This window comes from Vreelandella sp. ssv, from assembly GCF_059448525.1.
Genome location: NZ_CM182545.1, coordinates 3,210,171 through 3,231,589, shown reverse-complemented (window position 1 = coordinate 3,231,589; position 21,419 = coordinate 3,210,171). Strand labels below are relative to the sequence as shown.

Annotated in this window: 19 protein-coding genes; 16 read left to right on the top strand and 3 right to left on the bottom strand. The window is 55.1% G+C overall.

All coding sequences use genetic code 11. From position 1 onward, the window contains the following. The first annotated feature begins 41 nt into the window (after positions 1–41). Genes pyk through AC5TBW_RS14630 form a run of 5 tightly spaced genes read left to right on the top strand, consistent with a single transcriptional unit; the run spans position 42 to position 4,645 of the window. Complete coding sequence (gene pyk / locus AC5TBW_RS14650) at positions 42–1,517, top strand: pyruvate kinase (RefSeq protein ID WP_495509272.1); 1,476 nt, start codon at positions 42–44, stop codon at positions 1,515–1,517. Beyond that, positions 1,504–2,289 carry a molybdate ABC transporter substrate-binding protein gene (gene modA, locus AC5TBW_RS14645; protein WP_495509271.1) on the top strand — a complete coding sequence of 262 codons (786 nt, stop codon included), beginning with the start codon at positions 1,504–1,506 and terminating at the stop codon, positions 2,287–2,289. The genes pyk and modA overlap by 14 nt, the downstream gene beginning before the upstream one ends. Before the next feature lie 13 nt (positions 2,290–2,302). After that, positions 2,303–2,971: a molybdate ABC transporter permease subunit gene (gene modB, locus AC5TBW_RS14640; RefSeq protein WP_495509270.1), complete on the top strand. Its 669-nt coding sequence runs from the start codon at positions 2,303–2,305 to the stop codon at positions 2,969–2,971. After that, entirely contained in the window at positions 2,934–4,112 is a 1,179-nt protein-coding gene (locus AC5TBW_RS14635) for an ABC transporter ATP-binding protein (protein WP_495509269.1), read from the top strand. Before modB ends, AC5TBW_RS14635 begins: the two co-directional genes overlap by 38 nt. Before the next feature lie 2 nt (positions 4,113–4,114). Continuing rightward, positions 4,115–4,645, top strand: a complete 531-nt coding sequence (locus AC5TBW_RS14630; RefSeq protein ID WP_495509268.1) for a DUF192 domain-containing protein — start codon at positions 4,115–4,117, stop codon at positions 4,643–4,645. Here the strand turns inward: AC5TBW_RS14630 and AC5TBW_RS14625 are convergent. Both AC5TBW_RS14625 and AC5TBW_RS14620 read right to left on the bottom strand, forming a co-directional pair. Then, the gene (locus AC5TBW_RS14625; RefSeq protein ID WP_495509267.1) at positions 4,642–5,502 is read right to left on the bottom strand and encodes a DMT family transporter; all 861 of its coding nucleotides are present in this window, start codon (positions 5,500–5,502) and stop codon (positions 4,642–4,644) included. The two genes, AC5TBW_RS14630 and AC5TBW_RS14625, sit on opposite strands and share 4 nt — an antisense overlap. Positions 5,503–5,689: 187 nt before the next feature. Beyond that, positions 5,690–6,424 carry a ParA family protein gene (locus AC5TBW_RS14620; RefSeq protein WP_495509266.1) on the bottom strand — a complete coding sequence of 245 codons (735 nt, stop codon included), beginning with the start codon at positions 6,422–6,424 and terminating at the stop codon, positions 5,690–5,692. A 280-nt stretch (positions 6,425–6,704) separates the two neighbouring features. Between AC5TBW_RS14620 and AC5TBW_RS14615 the strand changes: the two genes are divergently transcribed. From AC5TBW_RS14615 to AC5TBW_RS14565, 11 genes are all read left to right on the top strand, one after another. Beyond that, positions 6,705–7,715, top strand: coding sequence for a DctP family TRAP transporter solute-binding subunit (locus AC5TBW_RS14615; protein WP_495509265.1), 1,011 nt, complete (start codon positions 6,705–6,707; stop codon positions 7,713–7,715). A 63-nt stretch (positions 7,716–7,778) separates the two neighbouring features. After that, complete coding sequence (locus AC5TBW_RS14610; protein WP_495509264.1) at positions 7,779–8,258, top strand: TRAP transporter small permease; 480 nt, start codon at positions 7,779–7,781, stop codon at positions 8,256–8,258. Beyond that, positions 8,248–9,552 carry a TRAP transporter large permease gene (locus AC5TBW_RS14605; protein WP_495509263.1) on the top strand — a complete coding sequence of 435 codons (1,305 nt, stop codon included), beginning with the start codon at positions 8,248–8,250 and terminating at the stop codon, positions 9,550–9,552. Before AC5TBW_RS14610 ends, AC5TBW_RS14605 begins: the two co-directional genes overlap by 11 nt. 447 nt (positions 9,553–9,999) lie before the next feature. Beyond that, positions 10,000–10,980, top strand: a complete 981-nt coding sequence (locus tag AC5TBW_RS14600) for a TAXI family TRAP transporter solute-binding subunit (RefSeq protein WP_495509262.1) — start codon at positions 10,000–10,002, stop codon at positions 10,978–10,980. Positions 10,981–11,117: 137 nt separating this feature from the next. Then, positions 11,118–13,712, top strand: a complete 2,595-nt coding sequence (locus AC5TBW_RS14595) for a TRAP transporter permease (RefSeq protein WP_495509261.1) — start codon at positions 11,118–11,120, stop codon at positions 13,710–13,712. An 11-nt stretch (positions 13,713–13,723) separates the two neighbouring features. Next, positions 13,724–14,152, top strand: coding sequence for a universal stress protein (locus AC5TBW_RS14590; protein ID WP_280104407.1), 429 nt, complete (start codon positions 13,724–13,726; stop codon positions 14,150–14,152). 321 nt (positions 14,153–14,473) lie between these two features. Next, a complete protein-coding gene (locus AC5TBW_RS14585) occupies positions 14,474–15,292 on the top strand; it encodes a DUF2189 domain-containing protein (RefSeq protein WP_495509260.1) in 819 nt (272 codons plus the stop codon). An 84-nt stretch (positions 15,293–15,376) separates the two neighbouring features. Continuing rightward, a complete protein-coding gene (locus AC5TBW_RS14580) occupies positions 15,377–15,952 on the top strand; it encodes a putative pterin-binding protein (RefSeq protein ID WP_495509259.1) in 576 nt (191 codons plus the stop codon). Then, positions 15,942–18,206: a hybrid sensor histidine kinase/response regulator gene (locus tag AC5TBW_RS14575; protein ID WP_495509258.1), complete on the top strand. Its 2,265-nt coding sequence runs from the start codon at positions 15,942–15,944 to the stop codon at positions 18,204–18,206. The genes AC5TBW_RS14580 and AC5TBW_RS14575 overlap by 11 nt, the downstream gene beginning before the upstream one ends. Then, a complete protein-coding gene (gene nosP / locus AC5TBW_RS14570) occupies positions 18,187–19,353 on the top strand; it encodes a nitric oxide-sensing protein NosP (protein WP_495509257.1) in 1,167 nt (388 codons plus the stop codon). The genes AC5TBW_RS14575 and nosP overlap by 20 nt, the downstream gene beginning before the upstream one ends. Further along, positions 19,322–20,689 carry a hybrid sensor histidine kinase/response regulator gene (locus AC5TBW_RS14565; RefSeq protein ID WP_495509256.1) on the top strand — a complete coding sequence of 456 codons (1,368 nt, stop codon included), beginning with the start codon at positions 19,322–19,324 and terminating at the stop codon, positions 20,687–20,689. The genes nosP and AC5TBW_RS14565 overlap by 32 nt, the downstream gene beginning before the upstream one ends. Here AC5TBW_RS14565 and AC5TBW_RS14560 read toward each other — a convergent pair. Further along, the gene (locus tag AC5TBW_RS14560; protein ID WP_495509255.1) at positions 20,686–21,363 is read right to left on the bottom strand and encodes a response regulator; all 678 of its coding nucleotides are present in this window, start codon (positions 21,361–21,363) and stop codon (positions 20,686–20,688) included. The two genes, AC5TBW_RS14565 and AC5TBW_RS14560, sit on opposite strands and share 4 nt — an antisense overlap. Positions 21,364–21,419 lie beyond the last annotated feature (56 nt).

The window sequence follows — 21,419 nt, the reverse complement described above, 5'->3', positions numbered from 1 at the left end:
CTAACGAGTCACTACACGTTAATTTGCATGGTTGGAGCATTATGAACGCACTGCACTTCTCCTCGATTCGTCGCACCAAAATTGTCGCCACCCTTGGGCCTGCCAGCGACCGGGAAGGCGTATTGGAAGCCATGCTCAAAGCTGGTGTCGATGTGGTGCGTCTTAATTTCTCTCACGGCACCGCCGATGATCACCGTCGCCGTTTAACCGAGGTGCGCGAGATTGCCGCTAAACTGGGCCGTAGCGTAGCGGCCTTAGGCGATCTGCAAGGCCCCAAAATTCGTATTGCGCGGTTTAGAGATGGCGCCGTGGTACTGGAAGAGGGTCAGCCGTTTATTCTCGATATGGCACTCGACGGGGATGCTGGCGATATTCATCAGGTGGGCTGCGACTACAAGACCTTGTCCCAAGACGTCACTGCCGGAGATCGCCTGCTGTTAGACGACGGGCGCTTGGTGCTGGACGTGGCCCGTGTTGACGGCCAACAGGTGCATACCACCGTGGTCGTTGGCGGCAAGCTCTCCAATCACAAAGGCATCAATAAGCAGGGCGGCGGCCTCTCTGCTCCGGCATTGACCGATAAAGATAAGGAAGACCTCAAAACCGCCGTCGAAATTGGCGTCGACTATCTGGCCATTTCTTTCCCCCGTCATGCGGAAGATATGCTCGAAGCGCGTCGCCTATTGGGCGAGGCGGGTAAGGAGATTGGCCTGGTGGCCAAGGTTGAACGTGCAGAAGCAGTCGCGGATGACGCCACGCTGGATGGCATTATTGAAGCTTCGGAAGCGGTCATGGTGGCGCGGGGCGATTTAGGTGTAGAAATTGGCGATGCCAAGCTGGTAGGCGTTCAGAAACGCATGATCAAGCGCGCCCGCTCGCTCAACCGTGCCGTCATTACCGCCACGCAGATGATGGAAAGCATGATTTCAGCGCCGCTGCCTACCCGGGCTGAAGTCTTTGATGTCGCCAACGCGGTACTGGACGGCAGCGATGCAGTCATGCTCTCGGCTGAAACCGCGGCGGGTGACTATCCGCTGGAAACTGTAGAAGCGATGTCGCGTGTTTGTCTGGGCGCTGAGCGGGAGAAATCTGCCCAGGAATCCGGCCACCGCATTCATGAAGGCTTTACCCGCCCGGACGAAACGATCGCGCTTTCCGCTATGTACGCGGCCAACCACATGACTGGCATTACCGCGATTGCCTGCATGACCTCATCGGGCTATACGCCGCTAATCGCTTCGCGCATTCGTTCGGGCCTGCCGATTGTTGGCTTGGCGCATAACCCCATCGCCCAGCGCCGCATGGCACTCTACCGCGGGGTTGTTTCGCTGCCGTTCGATACTTCCGAAATGAGCGCTACCGAGCTGAATGACCGTGCCTTGGAGCTGCTGGTGAAGACCGGCATCTCTAAAGCTGGTGACCATGTAATTCTGACTCGCGGCGACCATATGAATGCTCACGGCGGTACCAATACCATGAAGGTCATGGAGATTACTGACGAGCATGCTAAAAGCTAAATGGCCGCATGGAATACTGCTCGCTTGCTTGATGTTGATCGGCTCTCCCGCTCAGGCGGGAGCGCCGATCGTAGCAGCCGCTTCTGATCTCCAGTTTGCCCTAACCGAGGCCGCTGAACAGTTTCGCGAAGAAACCGGTCATATTCTGCGGCTTAACTTTGGTTCGTCGGGTAACTTCCGCCGCCAAATTGCCCAAGGAGCCCCTTTCGAGCTCTATCTTTCTGCTGACGAGCGCTACGTCCAAGCGCTTTATGAAGAGGGCCACACCCAGGGCGAAGGCGTGATCTACGCTATTGGCCGGTTAGTATGGCTGCAGCGCGCAGGCCGCGGTGATTTGCCCAGTGGCGATGTGCCGCTTACTGGGGTAGAAGCTGCACTTGAAGCACAAGAGAGCGGTACCACTGAGCGAATTGCCCTTGCGAATCCTGAGCACGCGCCCTATGGCGTGGCGGCGCAGCAGGCGCTTGAGCACGCCGGGCTTTGGGAGCAAACCGAGCCGTTGCGAGTGCTGGGTGAAAACGTCTCCCAGGCGGCACAGTTTGCGCTTTCCGACGATGCGCGCGGTGGTCTGGTGGCTTACTCCTTGGCACTGGCCCCCGCTTTGCGTGAGCGAAGTGAGTACGTACTTATTCCCGAGGCTTGGCATGACCCGCTTCGTCAACGCATGGTGTTGACTAACCACGCTGGAGATGTCGCCACTGCCTTCTATCAGTGGCTGCAAGAGGAAGAGGGCCAATCCATTTTGCGTGCCTACGGGTTTAGCGTCGAATAATGGCAGGCGCATAATGGATTGGTCGGCGCTGTCGGTTTCGTTACGCCTTGCGGCGTTCACCTGCCTGATCCTCACCCCCATCGCTATTTGGTTAGGCCGCTCCCTGGCCTACGCGCGTTTCCGGGGCAAAGGACTATGCGAAGCGCTGATTGCACTACCGCTGGTATTGCCGCCTACCGTGCTGGGCTTTTATCTACTGTTGAGCTTTGGCCGCGACGCGCCAGTGGGCTCGTTTTGGGCAGACATCACCGGTAGCGGGCTGAATTTCACTTTCACGGGCATATTACTGGCCTCCCTAATCGCCAATCTGCCGTTTGCCGTGCAACCCATTCAGCGTGCCTTTGAACACGTGCCCCACAACCTGCGGGAAGCGGCCTGGTGCTGCGGGCTGAGCCCTTGGCAAACGCTGTTGCGGATCGAACTGCCGCTGGTGTGGCCGGGTATTCTGTCAGCGACAGCGCTGACGTTTGCCCATACGCTGGGCGAATTTGGCGTCATCTTGATGGTGGGTGGCGCCATTGATGGTGAAACCCGCACCCTTGCCATTGCTATCTATGATCGCGTCCAGGCCTTTGATGAACAGGGCGCTGCACAGATGTCGGCGTTGCTGCTATTGGTGTCGTTTATTACCTTGGGGCTTGTCTATGGACTGGCTGGGCGTAGACGGTGGGCACGTGGCTGATTCGTGCATTACCGGGCCGATCGAAGGGCTAGGCGTGGCGGTTCACCAAACGGGGCCGATTCCACTGGATGCCGAGTTTGTTTGCCAACCCGGCGAACTGCTGGCGCTGGTAGGGCCTTCCGGCAGTGGAAAAACCACGTTGCTGCGCACCATTGCCGGGCTTTATCGTCCTCAGGGCGGGCGAGTGGAGTGTGCTGGTGACGTTTGGTTTGATGCTGGGCGTAAGCATTCACTTCCGCCCCAGCGCAGGCAGGTCGGAATGGTTTTTCAGGACTATGCGCTGTTTCCCCACTTGACCGCGTTAGAAAATATTCAACTGCCGCTGCGCTATCTACCCCAGCCCCAGCGCCTGGAACAGGCTGAACAGTGGTTGGCCAAGGTGCGTTTAAACGGGCTGGGCGAGCGCTACCCGAATGCGCTTTCCGGTGGGCAGCGTCAGCGAGTCGCGCTTGCCCGCGCCTTGGCCCGCGACCCGAAAGTGCTATTGCTCGATGAGCCGTTTTCAGCGGTGGATCAAGTCACCCGGCGGCGTTTGCAGCGCGAGCTGGCGCTGCTCCGCCAGCAAATCGAGATCCCTATCGTGCTGGTGACGCATGACCTGGAAGAAGCCACCGCGCTTGCTGATCAAATCTGCGTGCTGCATAACGGCTTAAGCCTTCAGCAGGATTCACCCGAGGCGCTGTTCAGCCGCCCTGCCTCGCCACTAGTAGCCCGTTTGCTGGACCGGCATAATCTGTTTGAAGGCACTGTGGTAGAGGTAGCGGGGCAGCGCCGCCTGAAGTGGGGGGAAACTTACCTGGAAGTCGCCGAGGGGCTCGCCAACCTGCGCCTGGGAGAGGCCGTGGCTTGGTATTTGCCGCCCTCCGATATTGTGCTTCACCGTCGTGACCGGCCTTCGCAAGGCGAGCGGGAAAACCCGCTGGCAGCCACGGTCAGTGAGGTAGTGGTGTTGGGCGGCATTACGTCAGTTTCCTTAAGCGTTAGCCACGGTGATATGTTACGTTTCGACATCGCCACCCATGCTGCACGTCGCAATCAGTTAACCAGCGGGGCAGTGGTGAATGTTTCACTGCTGGCGGCAGGAATACACCTGCTGCCAGGCCACCGAGTTCGCGCAGATGCGCATGACAAAAGGAAGTAAGCATGGACCCCACGCGTCGCACGCTGCTTAAAGCATCGTTACTGTTACCGCTGGCGGCGTTGCTGCCAATGTCGTTACTCAGCTCGTTTGCCTGGGGGCAGGCAACAGAAGAGATGCAGACGCTGGCGCTGGCTATTCATAGTGAAGGTGGTCCGCACCGTTTAGACGTTGAGGTGGCGGAAACGGGGTCTCAGCGCCAGCGCGGCTTAATGGGGCGTGAGAGCCTGCCTGAAGCACAGGGAATGCTGTTCCGCTTTGAGAGTGAGCAGTCAGCCAACAATGCCTTTTGGATGTATCGCACGTTGATTCCCCTCGACATTGCTTTTATCGATGCGAATGGCCGTATCGTGGCGATCAACACTATGCAGCCTTGTGAATCCACTTCGCCGAGTGAGTGCCCTTCTTATCCAGCGGGTGCGGCGTATCATTCAGCGCTAGAAGTGAATGGCGGTTACTTTGCCGAGCGCGGCATCAAAGTAGGCGACTGTGTTTCCATTCCTGAAGACGCGGGCTTTTGCCAACCTGCGAACTAAGCGGGGCGAGGGTTGCGGCGGAATTTCAGCACAATCAGAGCGATACCCGCGACCACTAAACTGCCGCCCATCAATTTATGAAAGCCTAGGCTATCGTCCATTAGCAGCGCGCCTAGGCTGACCGCCAATACCGGTACGAGCAGCGTCATGGGTACCACGCGATTGACCGGGTGACGACGCAAAAGCGCGTACCAAATCCCGTAAGCAACAATCGACGACATCACCGCGGTGTAAATCATTGCCCCCCAACCCAACCAGCTCGCCTGCTGTATCGCCTGCCATTGACCACTTTCAAACAGCCACGAGCCCAGTGCCACTTGCGGCACCGCAAACAGCGCCACCCAACCTGCAAGCGCTAAGGGGGCAATGGGTGGGCCGCGTTTAATCAATAGCTGCGATACTGCCCAGCCGAGAGCACTCATCAATAAAATACTCAGCGGTAGAGGCGAGGGCAGCGTCGGCCCTCCGGCCAGTACGATGACGCCCGCAAACGAGAGCAGCAACCCCGCGATACGCTTGGGTTCCAGCTTCTCTTTGAGGAATATCACGGCTAGCAGCGTCGCAAAAGGCGTGCCCATTTGTACTAACAGCGCCCCGGTACCAGCTTCGGCATGCTCTAGTCCAATGAACAGCAAGGCGAAATGCAGAGTGCCGAAAGTGAAGGATAGCAGTAGCAAAAAAGGCAGTTGCACACGTGCGACTGGGTAAAAAGGCACCAGCAGCGCAGCCACTAGCATAAAGCGCAGCGTCGTCATCAATAGTGGCGGCAGTTCCGCCACTCCGACTTTGATCACAATGACATTCAGCGCCCAAATGACGATAACAAATAAGCCGAGCAGCAGATCGCGTGGGGGCACGTTAATGTCCATTCGTTGATGTTCGTTGCTAGATGGGAACGAGCCTCATTGTACCAGCTTGGCTGTCTGCAAAATAACGGGGGAGTGCTAAATCCTGCCGCTGTTAACTGACAAATTTGCTGTTTTTGGGGGAGGATGAGTTGTTAGTTTGGTCGTCATCGACATGCCCACGAGTGAGAAATCCAGGTCATCGCATACGCTGCTCTATCTCACGCCACAGTGCGGCGTAGGCGCGACCGCCCGGACTGCTGCGGGCGAACTGCCCAACCGGCGCGCGTTCGATCCCCATGCGCTCGACCGCACTGGCGTTGGGCACGGTCGTCGTCAGGCGCCTCGGCCAGCGTTCGCTGAGACTCTCCATCACTTCGCGGTGTAGAGTTTTGCGGCGGTCGGCGAGGGTGATGAACGGCCATATCGGACAGGCCTGTTCGACCGCATCCAGGTGAGTGTCCAGTTGCTCGAGTGTGCGCAGCGATAGAGTCGTCGGCACCACCGGCACCAGCAGAGCATCAACGCTGGAGAATATCTGATCGGCGAGCGCCGACAGGCTTGGCGGGCAGTCGAGTATCACCAAATCGTAATTGGTCATCACTGGCTTGAGAATTTTGCGCAGCCGACTAGGCTTGCGGGCTTCCATCGACGCTTCCAGGTCGCGGGAGCCGAGTGCCGAAGGCAGCAGGTCGAGACCCTCGATGTCGGTCTCACGAATCGCCCGATCAAGGTCCGCCTTGCCCTTGACCAGTTTGTCGACACCACCGCGCACTTTGGGTTTGCTGCGCAGGTAGAAGGTAGTGGCGGCCTGAGGGTCGATATCCCACAGCAATACTCGCTTGCCATCGCGTGCCGCTTCGGCGGCGAGATTGACGGCGGAGGCGGTCTTACCCACGCCGCCCTTGATGCTATAAAGCGCCAGCATCTGCATGGGAAACTCCTTGATTGGTAACTGTTTTAGTTTAACCGATTGGCCCACACGGATACGTGACGTTTCTATGACGGCGGTGGTGATGGTAGCGCCAAACCATTGTGATACACGCCGAAAGTCGGTCGTTAATAGCCGATAGAATGGCTTTCCTTCCCCTCAAGAATACCTACAATGGAGTGCTTATCGCCAACATGCACTCAATGCAGCACTGTTATTTAGGCGATACAGTGATAGACCTCCTAATAAAGTCACCATAAAAATCGATAAAAAAGGATCTACCATGACGCTGACACGCTCAATGGCTCGTTTCACCGCTGGCTTGGCCGGTGCGGCACTGCTTTCCGCTTCTCTTTCTACTCAAGCTCGCGAACTTTCGGTTTCTACTGTTTTGTCTGATGCTTTCCCGTGGGGGCAGGCGGCTGAGAAGTGGGCAGAACTAGTGGAGGAACGTAGCGGAGGTGAACTCACGCTGCGCGTTTACCCCAATTCACAGTTGGTCTCCGGGGACCAAACCCGTGAGTTTTCTGCCATGCGCTCGGGGCTAATCGATGCCGCGGTGGGCTCGACGATTAACTGGTCGCCCCAGGTGCCGGAACTTAATTTGTTCTCTTTGCCGTTTTTCATTCCCGATGAAGCCGCCGTCGATGCGGTTACCGGTGGGGAAGCCGGTGAGTTAGTGTTTGAGGCGATTGAATCCCGTGGCGTTATGCCCTTAGCGTGGGGTGAGAATGGTTTCCGTCAGGTCTCTAACTCTCGGGGAGCCATTAGCCAGCCTGACGATTTGGACGGTCTGAAAATCCGCGTTGTCGGTTCGCCGCTATTCCAAGATACCTTCTCAGCACTGGGTGCCGACCCCACCCAAATGAGCTGGACCGATGCTCAGCCAGCGTTGACGACAGGTGCGGTAGACGGCCAGGAAAACCCGCTTTCTGTGTTTGACGTGGCACGTATCGATCAAGTCGGTCAGGCGCATTTAACGCTTTGGAACTACATGAATGATCCGCTGATTTTTGCCGTCAATCAGCAGGTATGGCAGTCACTGGATGAAGAGCAGCAAACCATGCTGCGTGAAACTGCCAAGGAAGCCGGTGAGTGGGAAATCGCCATGACCCGTGAAGAAGAGAGCGCGCGTTTAGCCGCGATCCAAGAGCGCGGCGTGACGGTCACCGAGCTTTCAGACGAGCAGTATCAGGCGTTTGTAGAAGCCACCCAGTCAGTTTACGAAAAATGGGCACCGCGGATTGGTGAAGAGGTCGTAGAGGCTGCACAAACCGCCATCGACGCGCGTTAATTACCTTTGATGTTCTAACTCCCGGCCTTAAAGGGCTGGGAGTTTTTTTGCTGAGAGGTTGCCATGAAAGGCTTTCCTGATGCACGCCCCGAACGCTGGCTGGGCGCGCTGGCGTTAATCATTATCTCATTGATCAGTCTGGGTAATGTTATTACCCGCTATCTGACCGGCGGCTCTTTTTCGTTTACTGAAGAGTTTTCTGTATTTTTGTTGGTAGTGCTGACTTTTGCGGGTGCCTCGGTGGCGCTTCGGCGTAATCGGCATATTCGCATCGGTTTTTTGGAGCGCGCATTGCCGTCCAAGTACCGCCGTGCGCTGATTATTTTCCAAGCGCTATGCAGTGCCATTGTGCTGGGCTTGATCACTTGGTACGGCGGTAAAATGGCTTGGCAGGAGTATCAATGGGAGTCGCTTTCACCGGGGTTGGGGTTACCTCAGTGGTGGTATTTAGTCTGGTTGCCCGTGCTCTCTGCGGCCATGTTATGGCGCTTGTTCCAGCAAACCGATGACCGTTTGACGGGGAGGCTCACTGATGAGCCCTGATGTATGGATGATTCTGGCCTTCGCAGGTTTGCTGGTTGCGGGTGTACCGGTGGCATTTTCATTAGCGCTTTCCGGGTCCGTTGGCATCGTGCTGGGTTTGTCACCGGATATGCTCGCAACCTTGGGCACCAATACCTATAACAGTATTGCCAAGTACCCGTTGATTGCGATTCCGCTGTTTATTTTAACCGGCCTTATCTTTGAGCGTTCCGGCGTGGCGCTGCGCCTGGTGCGTTTTGCCCAGGCGCTGATCGGCCCACGTCATGGGGGCTTAGCACTGGTCGCGGTGTTGGTATGTATGATTATGGGCGGCATGAGCGGCTCAGGCCCTGCTGATGCCGCGGCGGTGGCGATGGTGATGCTGCCCAGCATGACCAAGGCGGGCTACCCGAAACCGTTTTCCGCCACGCTGATTGCCGCCTCTGCCTCGACGGCGATTCTTATTCCGCCTTCAGTGGCGCTGATTCTTTATTCGATCGTGGTGCCGGGCGTCGATTTGCGTGCCCTGTTCGCCGCAGGCCTGTTTCCCGGTATTTTGGCGGGATTGGCGTTATTGGTGCCTGCCATGATCGTCTCCAAGCGATACGGCTGGGAGGGCGGCACACCGGTAGAGGGCGCTGAACAACTCAGTGTGCGCAACACTTTTAAACAGGCGATACCGGCGCTGTTTGCCCCCGTGCTAATTTTGGGTGGCTTGCGCTCGGGCTTGTTTACCCCGACTGAAGCCGCCGTCGTGGCTGTCGCGTATGGCGCAATTGTTGGGCTTTTTTTAACTCGCGAGCTGTCATTACGAGATTTATGGGAGCTATTGGGCGAGGCCGCGATTATCTCCGGCGTGGTGATGCTGATTATCGCTCTGGCGGGTATTTTTGCCTGGGCGGGCACCATGTTGGGCACTTTCCGCCACTTGGCGGAGTGGATCATTAGCCTGACCGATAACGGCGTGCTGCTGCTAATTCTGGTGATGCTGGCGGTGCTGGTGGCAGGAATGTTGCTGGATGCGATCTCGATTTATCTGATCATGATGCCGATCTTGATCCCCGTAATGCAGCACTTTGAATGGAACCCGGTGTGGTTTGGCATTCTTTTGGCAATGAACATTGCCATTGGCCAGTTCACCCCGCCCGTGGCGGTCAACTTGATGGTGACCACCGAAGTAGCCAAAATTCGCTTGGAGCAAACCCTTGGTTGGGCGCTGCTGTTTGTGGTGGCTATGGGCTGTGCCCTGGCCCTGGTTGCTCTTTTCCCCGCTATTGCGCTGTGGCTGCCTACCATGTTGGGCTATAACGTTTGATGTGCTCAGTGGAAGGGGGCTCATTACTTTGGCTTTTTGTGAAACTGTCTTCGCTCAGAAGAGTTTGCGCGCGTCGAGCAAACAGCGAATATCATTATTCCCCATGCCAAATCGGTATAGGCATTAACGCTAACTAAACGTTACCGACCGCTAAACTACTATCTAATGAAGCGCGAATGCGTTTTAAATGTCGGTAGATTACGACGGTCGTTCGCCAAGCGCGCTTTTTTTCGCTATAAACTCTGTTTTTCGCTAAAGTAGTGTTAGCAGGCGCCAAATTAGCTGCTTGTAACAGATTGTCTAAGAAGCAGATTATCTGAGGAATGGAATGTCTTGGAAACGTTTTGGAGCAACCCCACCTGAGGGAACGGTTTATCAGGTGAGACCAAAACGGATTATGCTCAAGCATCAAGTACGCTCATAACATCAATATAAAGAGGTGTGTTCATGAAACGCCACGCATTTTCTACTGCGGCCTTCTCCGGTGCGCTACTCGCTGCCGCTGCCTTTGCCAGTCCGGCCATGGCGCAAGAAGACGAACAGTTCATTACCATCGGCACTGGTGGCCAAACCGGCGTTTATTACGTCGTAGGCCAGTCGATCTGTCGTTTAGTGAACCGTTTGGAAGAGGCAAATATTAAGTGTAATGCACCTTCCACTGGTGGTTCTGTCGCCAATATCAATGGTATTAAGTCTGGCGAACTGGATATGGGTGTCGCGCAATCCGATGTCCAGTATCAAGCTTACAACGGCACGGGAAATTTTGAAGGCGAACCCTATGAAGAACTGCGGGCTGTATTCCGCGTTCATGGCGAGCCCTTGACCCTGCTAGCGCGTGCTGATTCAGGTATCGAGACTCTCGATGATTTGGAAGGCAAGCGCGTCAACATTGGTAATCCGGGCTCCGGCCAGCGCAACACCATGGAAGTGGTGATGGACGCCAAGGGCTGGACTGAAGATACATTCTCTCTGGCATCTCAGCTTGATGCTGCCGAGCAAGCGGCGGCACTGGCCGATAATAACGTCGATGCCATGGTTTATGTGGTGGGTCACCCTAATGGCTCCATTCAAGAAGCGACCACCACCGTTGATGCTCGTCTGATACCGCTGAACGACGAAGACATTCAAGGTATTGTCGATGAATACCCTTACTACTCTTCCTCGGTAATCCCGGGTGGTTTGTATCGCGGAAATGACGAAGATGTCGAAACCTTCGGTGTGGCGGCGACCTTTGTCACCACCGCTGAAGCTGACGAAGAAGTTATCTACCAGACCGTTAAGGCGGTTTTTGACAACTTCGATCGTTTCAAGCGTTTGCATCCTGCCTTCGAGAATCTTGTGCCGGAAGAGATGGTGACTCAAGGGCTTTCCGCACCGTTGCATGAAGGTGCGGCGCGTTACTACCGTGAACAAGGCTGGATCGAGTAATCCAGAAGCCTAAGGTGTTACTGCCTTAGTAAGAAATGCGCGGTTACCTCAGGGTGCCGCGCATTTTGGTTTAGAATGTTAATAGGGCATTTCGATATGGCAATGATGCGTCAATCGACTCGGAGCGGGGCAGGCAGATGACAGACGATAAGAACAGGCCTTCGGGAGCCGGAGTAGACTTGGAGGATATGGTCGCCTCCAGCGATACGGGAGCCCGCAAACCAGCCGGCATGCCCGGGAAGCTCTTGGTAAGCATTGCGGCTGTGTGGTCTCTTTTTCAATTATGGATAGCATCGCCAGTGCCCTTCATTCTGGGGTTTGGCGTATTTAGTGCCACTGAATCCCGCTCTATTCACTTAGCCTTTGCGCTTTTTCTAGCGTATATGGCCTATCCGGCACTCAAGCGCTCGCCTCGTGATCGTATTCCGATTCAGGATTGGGTACTTGCATCGGCAGCGGCCTTTTGTGGCGCTTACATGTTTATGTTTTACGAGCAATTATCCCAGCGTCCCGGTGCACCGATACTGCAGGACGTTATTATTGGTATAGCTGGGATACTGCTGTTACTTGAGGCGACGCGGCGAGCGCTTGGCCCCCCGTTAATGATTGTGGCCTCCATTTTTCTTCTCTATAGCCTGGCTGGCCCTTGGATGCCGGGTATTCTTTCCCATGGTGGAGTAAGCCTCTTCGGCTTGATTAATCACCAGTGGTTGACTACTCAGGGGGTCTTCGGCATAGCTCTCGGGGTATCAACCAGTTTTGTGTTTTTGTTTGTGTTGTTCGGTGCCCTGCTCGATAAAGCGGGTGCTGGTAATTACTTTATCAAAGTGGCGTTTTCGTTACTGGGTCACTATCGCGGTGGACCAGCAAAAGCCGCCGTGGTCGCGTCGGCCATGACCGGTCTGATTTCCGGCTCCTCGATTGCCAATGTGGTAACCACCGGTACCTTTACGGTGCCGATGATGAAACGCGTTGGGTTTTCCGCGGAAAAGGCGGGTGCTGTCGAAGTGGCGTCATCGGTCAATGGACAGATTATGCCTCCTGTAATGGGGGCTGCCGCTTTTTTGATGGTCGAGTATGTGGGTATCTCTTATGTCGAGGTGATTAAGCATGCCTTCCTGCCCGCGCTGATTTCGTATATCGCGCTGGTCTACATTGTTCACCTTGAGGCCCTAAAGGCCAATATGAAGGGGCTTAAGAGCAGCAATCCTCCTAAGCCACTGGTCAATAAAGTGATCGGTTTCTTGGGTGGGTTGCTACTCATGATGGTGACCGCGTTGGCGGTCTATTACGGTCTTGGCTGGCTCAAACCGGTGTTGGGCGAGGCAACACCTTGGGTAGTAGGCGTGGGGCTAACGGTCATTTATGTTGCACTGCTCAAGCTGGCGTCAGGTTACCCCGAGCTTGAACTCGATGATCCTAATGAACCGATCTATTCGCTGCCGCAAACCAAACCCACGGTGTTGGTGGGCTTGCAGTATATCCTGCCCGTCATCGTGCTGGTTTGGTGTCTGATGGTCGAACGTTTGTCGCCAGGACTTTCGGCTTTCTGGGCCACTGTTTTCATGATTTTCATTATTCTTACCCAGCGCCCCATCACGTCAATATTTCGCGGACGCAGCGATATGAAGGCGGATCTGCGTGAAGGCGCGATGGATCTTTGGGATGGGCTAGTCACTGGTGCTCGCAATATGATCGGCATCGGTATTGCCACGGCCACCGCCGGTATCATCGTCGGTGCCGTATCCCAGACGGGGGTGGGCTTGGTGCTGGCCGAGGTGGTGGAAACACTGGCCATGGGCAACTTGATGCTCATATTGCTGCTTACCGCAGTGCTTAGTTTGATTCTCGGCATGGGACTGCCTACGACAGCAAACTATATCGTCGTATCGGCACTACTGGCACCGGTCATCGTCAACTTGGGTGCTGAAAATGGCTTGCTGGTGCCATTAATTGCGGTCCACCTGTTCGTGTTCTACTTCGGAATCATGGCCGATGTTACCCCGCCGGTGGGGCTGGCCTCCTTTGCGGCGGCAGCAGTATCAGGTGGTGACCCCATTCGAACCGGCTTCCAGGCGTTCTATTACAGCCTTCGTACCGCGGCGCTACCGTTCCTGTTCATCTTCAATACTGATCTGCTCCTCATCGATGTGACCTTCCTCCAGGGGGTACTGATCTTTGTGGTGTCGACCATCGCCATGTTGATCTTCGCCGCCGCGACCCAGGGCTTTATGATTACCCGCAACCGCTGGTATGAGTCCATCGTGCTGCTGCTGATTGCGTTCACGCTGTTCCGTCCCGGTTTCTGGATGGATATGATTCATGATCCCTACGAGTCGATTCCGCCCGCACAATTCGTCGAAGCGTTAGGCAATGTGGACGAAGACTCCACTCTGCGCTTGCAGATTGCCGGTCTGGATGATTATGGCGATCCCATGACCACTTATATGACCCTGCCGGTACCTGAGGGAGAAACAGGCCAGGAGCGACTCGATAATCTGGGCATGGAGCTCTTTATTGAGGATGGCACGGCAACCGTTGATATGGTGACCTACGGCAGTCAAGCGGCAGAGCTGGGTTTCGACTTCGATCAAGAAATCATCGAGGTGTTGGCCCCCGTCGACCGCTGGACGAAAGAGCTAATGTGGATTCCGGCCTTCTTGCTCTTCGGGTTGATTGTTTTGATGCAGCGTCGACGTCGTGATAACACGTCAGCCACTGCCACCGCATGAAGGAGAGTGCCATGTACAGCAAGATCATGTTGCCGGTGGACCTTAACGAGGAGTCTTCCTGGTCGAAGGCGCTGCCCACCGCCCTGACGCTATGTCGAACTTTCGGTGCCTCGCTGCATGTTGTCACGGTACTGCCGGACTATCGAATGCCGATGGTGGGCTCCTACTTCCCCAAGGACTTCGCCAAAAAAGCGCATGCAGCGGTCGGTGATGCGCTTCACGAGTTCATCAAGACGAATGTACCCGACGACATTCATGCGCAAAGCGTCATTGTGGATGGTTCACCTTGGGAGGCCATTATCAAAGCGGGTAAGAAACTGGACGTGGATCTCATCGTCATGGCCTCACACAATAAGCGTAAGTTTGTCGACTATGTGCTCGGGCCCAATGCAGAGCACGTTGTGCACCATGCCAAAATGTCGGTGATGATTGTAAGGTAGCTTATAGTAGAGTCACATTAGCGACGAAAACTCCGGGCAAATTGCTCGGAGTTTTTTTATGACGGGCGCATAAGTTTGGCCACATAGGTTTTTACTAACGCAGCAATTAAATTGGCGTTTTGAGTCCTTCTCGTGGATTTTTTGTACGCATAACCTTTCAGTCAAAGCCTCGGGGCTTCAGGTCAGCTACATTAAGTGAGTATTAACAAATAACGTTAAGCCATTAAATTGGCATTACTATATTAGCGGGTAACGAGTGTTGATGGATTAGAGGTAAATCCTGAATCCAGGATCTATATCAGGAACAACAGGAGTGATGCCATGAATGCGGCTACAACAAAAACAAACCACCATTCAGATCAGCCCAGCGTTAAAATTACTATTAATAAGGTCGGATTGGATCGGCCTAGAGCTTGGTTGGCCGCGGGTGTAGAAGATTTTCGCCGAGCAACGGTGGTCAGTCTTTCATATGGCATGTTTTGGGTTGGCTTAAGTATCGCCATCACCTTTGGTGCATTTACGTTGGGGTACTGGTATTGGCTCCTGCCCATGATTGCCGGCTTTATGTTTATCGGGCCCTTGGTCGCGGTCGGTTCGTATGGCATCAGCCGAGCCTTAGAACGAGGGCAAGTACCGAACCTGGGAGATGCATTCGGAAGCTGGAGGCCCCACGCCGGTCAATTGGCGATGATGGGGGTTATGATGATGATCTTCTTCCTGGCCTGGATTCGTTTGGCAACCCTGCTGTTTGCCCTGTTTTTTGGATTCGAAGTTCCTAGTCCCGCCACCCTTTACACTTCTCTACTCACTACCTCAGAAGGCTTGGGCATGCTTGCCGTTGGAACAGTGGCAGGCGGCATTTTAGCATTCGGTGCGTTTGCTATCAGCGTTGTAGCGATTCCCACACTGATGGATCAAGACTTAACCTTTATGGAGGGCATTGAAGCCAGCGTACGCTGTGTGGCGCGTAATTTCCGCGTGATGCTGCTGTGGGCGGTAATTTTAACACTGAGTGTTTTAGTGGGTGTGATGACGTTCTATATTGGTTTGGCGCTAATTTTGCCAGTGTTAGGCCACGCCAGCTGGCATGCCTATGAAGAGTTAGTGCGTTTTGAGCCCTTCGAGAAAATAAAGCCGTAACCCGATTGCAAACAGTTAATAACGCTTCGATTACGAAAAAAACAGTATTGAGCCTGACCTGTTTAAGTAGATAGCGTAACCTTTATGCTGTCTTCTTTTATTCCTGGGCGTTTGAGCCAGCGAGTATCCTATCGTGAGGTGCTGACTGTGAAAGCGTTGTTAATGGGGTGGGTCGTGCTGATGTTCAGCATTCCCCTAACGGGGCTTGCTAAAACAGCCGTCGATTTAGACGTACCAAGCGGGCCTGTGATTTTGACTGTGGGCGGTAACATTGGCCTTACGAATGTTGGCAATGAAGCGCAGTTTGACCGCGCAATGTTAACGGCTTTACCGCAGCACGAGTTTGAAACCAGCACGCCTTGGACTGAAGGCATTAACCACTACCGTGGGCCTTTGATGCGTGAACTGCTGGCAAGTTTGAACGCTGAAAGCGAGGCGGTACATGTCACCGCACTGAACGGTTACGAAGCTGAGATACCGGTTAGTGACTTTGAAGAGTATGAGGTTATTTTGGCCCTGGAAAAAGACGAGAAAGCGATTCCGATTCGTGAGTATGGTCCTTTATGGGTGCTCTATCCTTTTGATCAAGATGAAGCGCTGTTAAGCGAAAAAATTCGCTTTAGAGCGGTGTGGCAGGTTATGCATATTGATGTTCGCTAGCGCTTCAACTGCACAGGCCTCCAGCCTGCTGCGTTATCCCCGCCGTTTTAAGCTCGTTACCATCGTTGCGGTATCGCTTTTTGCCGCGGCGTTGGTCGTCGCTACCCTAGCCGCCTGGCGGCAGGAAAATCTTACTCAAAGCCTGCGTGAAGATACCGCGTGGGTTGTTTATAAGCTGGATCGTGATGCGGTACAGCTCTTGAACCATCTACTGGCGGTGACGCGAGAACCGCTAACGCCCGCGGCACACGATGAACTTAACCTTCGATTTGAACTGCTTTACAGCCGGATCACGCTGCTCAATGAGGGGGAGGTCAGTACGCTGTTGCAAGAGATCGATACTGCCCGAGAATTATTGGGTCAAATCCAGCAGCAGCTTGATGTGTTGGATTCAATGCTTGATCCCTACGTTGAGCGTGATCCCACTGGAGAGCTTAATCAACTGCCGGTGACAGCCCTTGAAAATGAGCTACAGGGGCTAACGCGACTAACTGAACGCCTGGTGATTGCGATTAACGGCTATTTGGCAGAGTCGGCGACCGAAGAGCGCGCGCAACTCAGCCTGCTATACAAACTGCTTATGTCGCTGATTATTGGTATGAGCTTGGCCGCTTTTCTGGTGATTGCTTTCCTGGTGCGTGAAATGCGTGAAAGTGCAGCAATAAGGCGGGAGCAGGAGCAACTAGGTCGACAGCTGGACGTTACCGCTAAACAAGCTCAGGCCGCGAATCAAGCAAAGTCAGACTTTCTCGCCATGGTGAGCCACGAGATCCGCACGCCGCTAAACGGCGTGATCGGCATGAGTGAGTTATTACGTGAATCGTCGAGTCCCGCTCAGGTAGAGGATTACGCCCACACGATTCACGATAGCGCCAATCAACTGCTGGCAATGATTAATGAGATTCTTGATTTCTCTAAAATTGAAGCCGGTCACTTAACGCTGGAAACATCGCCTACGGCACTCAAGCCGCTCATCGACAGCGTGATAGTACTGTTTGCGCCCAGGGCAAAAGTCAAAGGATTGGCCTTAACGGTTGACGTTGACCCGCTAGTGCCAGAATGGGTGTTGGTCGATGCAGGCCGTCTGCGGCAGATATTGCTTAACCTCATCGCGAATGCAATCAAATTTACGGACCGCGGAGAGGTTAGCGTAAAAGTATCCTCTACGGTGGAGCAACTGTTATTTGAGGTGATCGATACTGGCTGTGGCCTGAGCGTTCAGCAGCAGGAGCGTCTATTTGAGCCTTTTCAGCAGGCCGATGAATCAGTGGCACGCCGCTTCGGCGGAACGGGGTTAGGGCTTGCGATTTGCAAAAGGCTAAGCGAAGCCATGCAGGGGCGCCTGGGCGTTAAGAGCCAAATTGGCCAGGGAAGTACTTTCTGGTGCGAACTGCCTTTAGTCGTCACTGACCCGGTTTCAGCGTCACTGCCCTCGGTCCCCAAGCGCGACTTTTCGGGCACAACGTTACTATTGGTAGAGGACAACGCCGTTAACCGCAAAGTTGCGATTGGCTTGTTGTCGCGCTTGGGCTGCAATGTCGTATGGGCCGAAAATGGCCATGGCGCCTTGGCGATGGCTCAGTCGATGCAGGTGCATCTGATCTTTATGGATATTCAGTTGCCCGATATGGATGGGCTGCTGGTTACTCAGCGTTTGCGTGAACAGGGCGGCTGGTTGGCCAGTGTGCCTATTGTTGCCATGACCGCGGGAGGCGCCGAGGATGATCGCCAACGCTGCCTAGCGGCAGGTATGGATGATTACATTACCAAGCCGCTGTCGACTTCGGCGTTAAGTGACGTACTCGCATTGCAGCTATTTAATACCTCAGATACCGCTGATTTACCCACATTAGCGGTGACACAAACGCTAACCGGCAGGCAGCCACTGCTGAATGGCGATACCCTTGCCATGCTTAAAACGACGCTAGGTGAGACGAGCCTGATCCAACTGATCATGCTTTACCATCAGCAAGTCAGCGATTACTTTGCGCAATTGGCAGCCTGCCTAACAGCAACCCCTTTGACCTCAGAGCAGGAAAATCAGGTCGTGCGGCTTGCGCATCAGCTGCGCGGAGAATCACTTAGCATGGGGACCGACCAGCTTGCTGAGCTGGCGAAACGGCTTGAGACATTAGCCAAGGCAGAGCTTACCAGCGCTAGCCAACTGGATGAGGCTTTCAGCATGCTTAGGCTCTCAGCCGCGCATACCCATACCGCACTGGAGAGGTGGTGTCGTGACCACTTATACCGTTGAAAAGGGCATTATCACTGCGGCTAGTCAGCATCCAGACGCTTCCGACGCAGCAGCTGAGCTAGCTCAGGCCTTATGTCACGAGCATTTGGGCTTCGTACTGTTCTTCTGCAGCGCGGAGTATGATTTAGCCGCGCTAGCGGACGCGCTGGAAAGCAGCTTTCCCACCACGCCGCTAAGTGGCTGTACGACGGCTGGGGAAATAACCCCAGAAGGCTACGACCGCGGCTCTATTGTGGCGATTGGGTTTGATCGTCGTCTGTTTGCCATTGAATCGGCGCTGATTGATGATCTGGATCATTTCGGGCTGGCCAACGCTCAGCCGCTGGTCGATGCGCTATTGGAGCGTTGCCGCCAACGTGCCATCGCGCCGATTAATGAGCACAGCTTTGCGCTGACCTTATTGGATGGCTTATCCAGCCGTGAAGAGCAGGTGCTCGCCACCTTGGATGCCGCCTTAGGCCGCATCCCCAGTTTTGGCGGCTCGGCGGGCGACGACAATCACCTTAGCCATACCCATGTGTATACCGCTGGACGCTTTCATACCCGTGCGGCGGTGGTGGTGATGATCAACACCCGGCTGCCTTTTGAAGTGTTTTCAACTCACCACTTAATGCCATTGGCCCACAAACTGGTGGTGACCGAGGCGAACCGCGAGCAGCGGCGGGTGATTGAACTCAATGGTTTGCCCGCCGCCCAGGTGTATGCCGAGCTTGTAGGCGTTGCGCCTGCGCAGCTCAACACTGGCATTTTTGCCCGTTATCCACTGGCCGTTCGCATCGGGGGGCAGCACTATGTGCGCTCTATTCAGCGTGTTAATAGTGACAGTAGCTTGAGCTTCTACTGCGCGGTGGAAAACGGCATTGTGTTGACGGCTATGCAGCCAACACCGCTACTCGATGATCTCAAAGTAATGCTTGCTGGCGTGAGCGGAAGGCTGGAGGCGCCGAGTATGATTATTGGCTGCGACTGTTTTCTGCGCCGCATGGAACTCGAGGCGTTACAACAGCTGGACCAGGCGTCGCAGCTGCTGCGTCAAGCAGGCGTGGTGGGTTTCAATACGTACGGCGAGCAGCATCACGGCATGCATGTGAATCAGACGTTTACGGGGGTGGCGTTTGGGTCTCTTCCAGCTAACCACAAACTCTGACGGGGCGGATATCGAGGCGCTACGGGAAGAGAACCGTCGCCTGCGTAAAGTATGCCAAGCGCTCATGGAGCGGGTGGAAACTGGGGGTGACATTGATCCCGCTCCCTATGCAGCGTTTGAGCGCTCAGTGTTACTTGCCGAACAGGTGCGTGAACGCACCGACGCGCTGCACCGTACCTTAGACGAACTAAGCCAAGTCAATACGCGCTTACTGGCCGCGAAAGCCGAAGCCGAAGCGGCCAACCTATCCAAAACGAAATTTCTGGCGGCGGTCAGCCACGACCTACTCCAGCCACTCAACGCCGCTCGGCTATTTGCCAGTGCTTTAGAAACCCACTCGCTTCCTGACACCTCACAAGCCCTGGTCGGCCATATTGGCCGCTCGCTGAAGGATGTCGAAGGCTTGATAGGAACGTTAGTGGATATCTCGCGCTTGGATGCTGGCGTACTCCACGCCGATAAAGCGCCGTTCGCGGTGAGTACGCTATTAGATGTGCTAGCCGAAGAGTACCGCCAAGTGGCGGGGGTGCGAGGTCTGGCACTGCACTACGTGCCCTCCAGTGCGGTGGTCGAATCGGATCTGGCGCTGCTGGCGCGAGTGGTCCGCAACTTTTTAAGCAATGCGGTGCGTTATACCGAGCAAGGTCGAGTACTGCTGGGCTGTCGGCGACGGCAGAATGGTCTGGAAATTATAGTGGGCGATACTGGCCCTGGTATCCCCGAGCAGCAGCGGGAAGCGATCTTTCTGGAGTTTCGCCGCGCCAACCAGTCAAGCAGCGCCCATAGCCGCGGATTGGGGTTGGGGCTAGCCATCGTTGACCGGATCAGCGCCATGCTGGGACAGCCGATCTCGCTCACCTCTCGCCCTGGCGCGGGTGCGCTATTTTCGATCACCGTACCTTATGCAACGGTCATTCCCCCCGAAGTGGCGAGCACTCGTTTCACTCCGGTTGCAGAGGACCCATTAAGCGGTTGTGTCATTTGGGTGATTGATGATGACCTGGCAATTATAGAAGGCATGCAGGCGCTGCTGGGCAGTTGGGGGTGCAGAGTGCGCGCCGCTGCCACGGTGAGTGCATTGGAGGCCGCCAGCGACGGTGAGCGCCCAGGGGTGCTGCTGGTGGATTACCACTTGGGCGACCACCGTGAAACCGGTATTGACCTGGCCGCGCGACTGCAGCGCCGTTATCCAGGCCTCGCAGCGGTGGTGATTACTGCCAATCACGAGGCGGAGATTAAGCGGGTAACCCGTGAAGCGGGTATGCACTGCTTGCTCAAACCGCTAAAGCCACTGCGGCTGCGCATGCTGCTAGCCACACTGCTCAATAAAGCCTAACGAGTGCGGTTAGCCCGGTAAAAACTCAGATCCTCTTCACCTGCGATAACAATCGCGTGAACTCGGCTAGTGGCATTCAGTTTGCGCAAAATCGCCGAAACATGGGTCTTAACGGTGGTTTCGGCAATTAACATCTCCCGGGCAATATGCTTGTTCGACATACCTGTTGTCATACAAGCCAGCACCTCTAGCTGCTTATCGGTCAAACGCGCCAATCGCTCGCTGGTTGATGAAGTGCTGGTCACCGGCGGCTCCGAGGAAGCGCGCGGTGCAGGGCGACGCATGACATCGGGCGGCAAATAAAGCTGGCCTTCAAGAATCTGCGTTAACGCCGCCAGCAGCGTTTCCCGGGGTGTGGATTTGGGAATATAACCCACCGCGCCAAGGGTAATGGCATCGAGTACCAGTTGGCGCTCTTGATGCGCAGATACAATTGCCACCGGCAACCAGGGAAATGTCTCCCGCAGTGTTGTCAGCCCCTCTAACCCCTCCGCATCCGGCAGGCTCAAATCCAGCAGCAGTAGATCTAACTCTGTGTGTGCTTCAATCAGCGTTATCGCATTAGTGAGGCTCTCCGCTTCCAATAGCTGGCTGCCCGCCAAGCCCCCGCTAATCACGGTTTGTAGTGCGTCGCGGAACAGCGGGTGGTCATCGGCCACTAACAGGGAATACATGGCGTCTCCTACCAAGGGATGAGGGTAAATCCTGCCATTGGGCTATATCGCCTTTT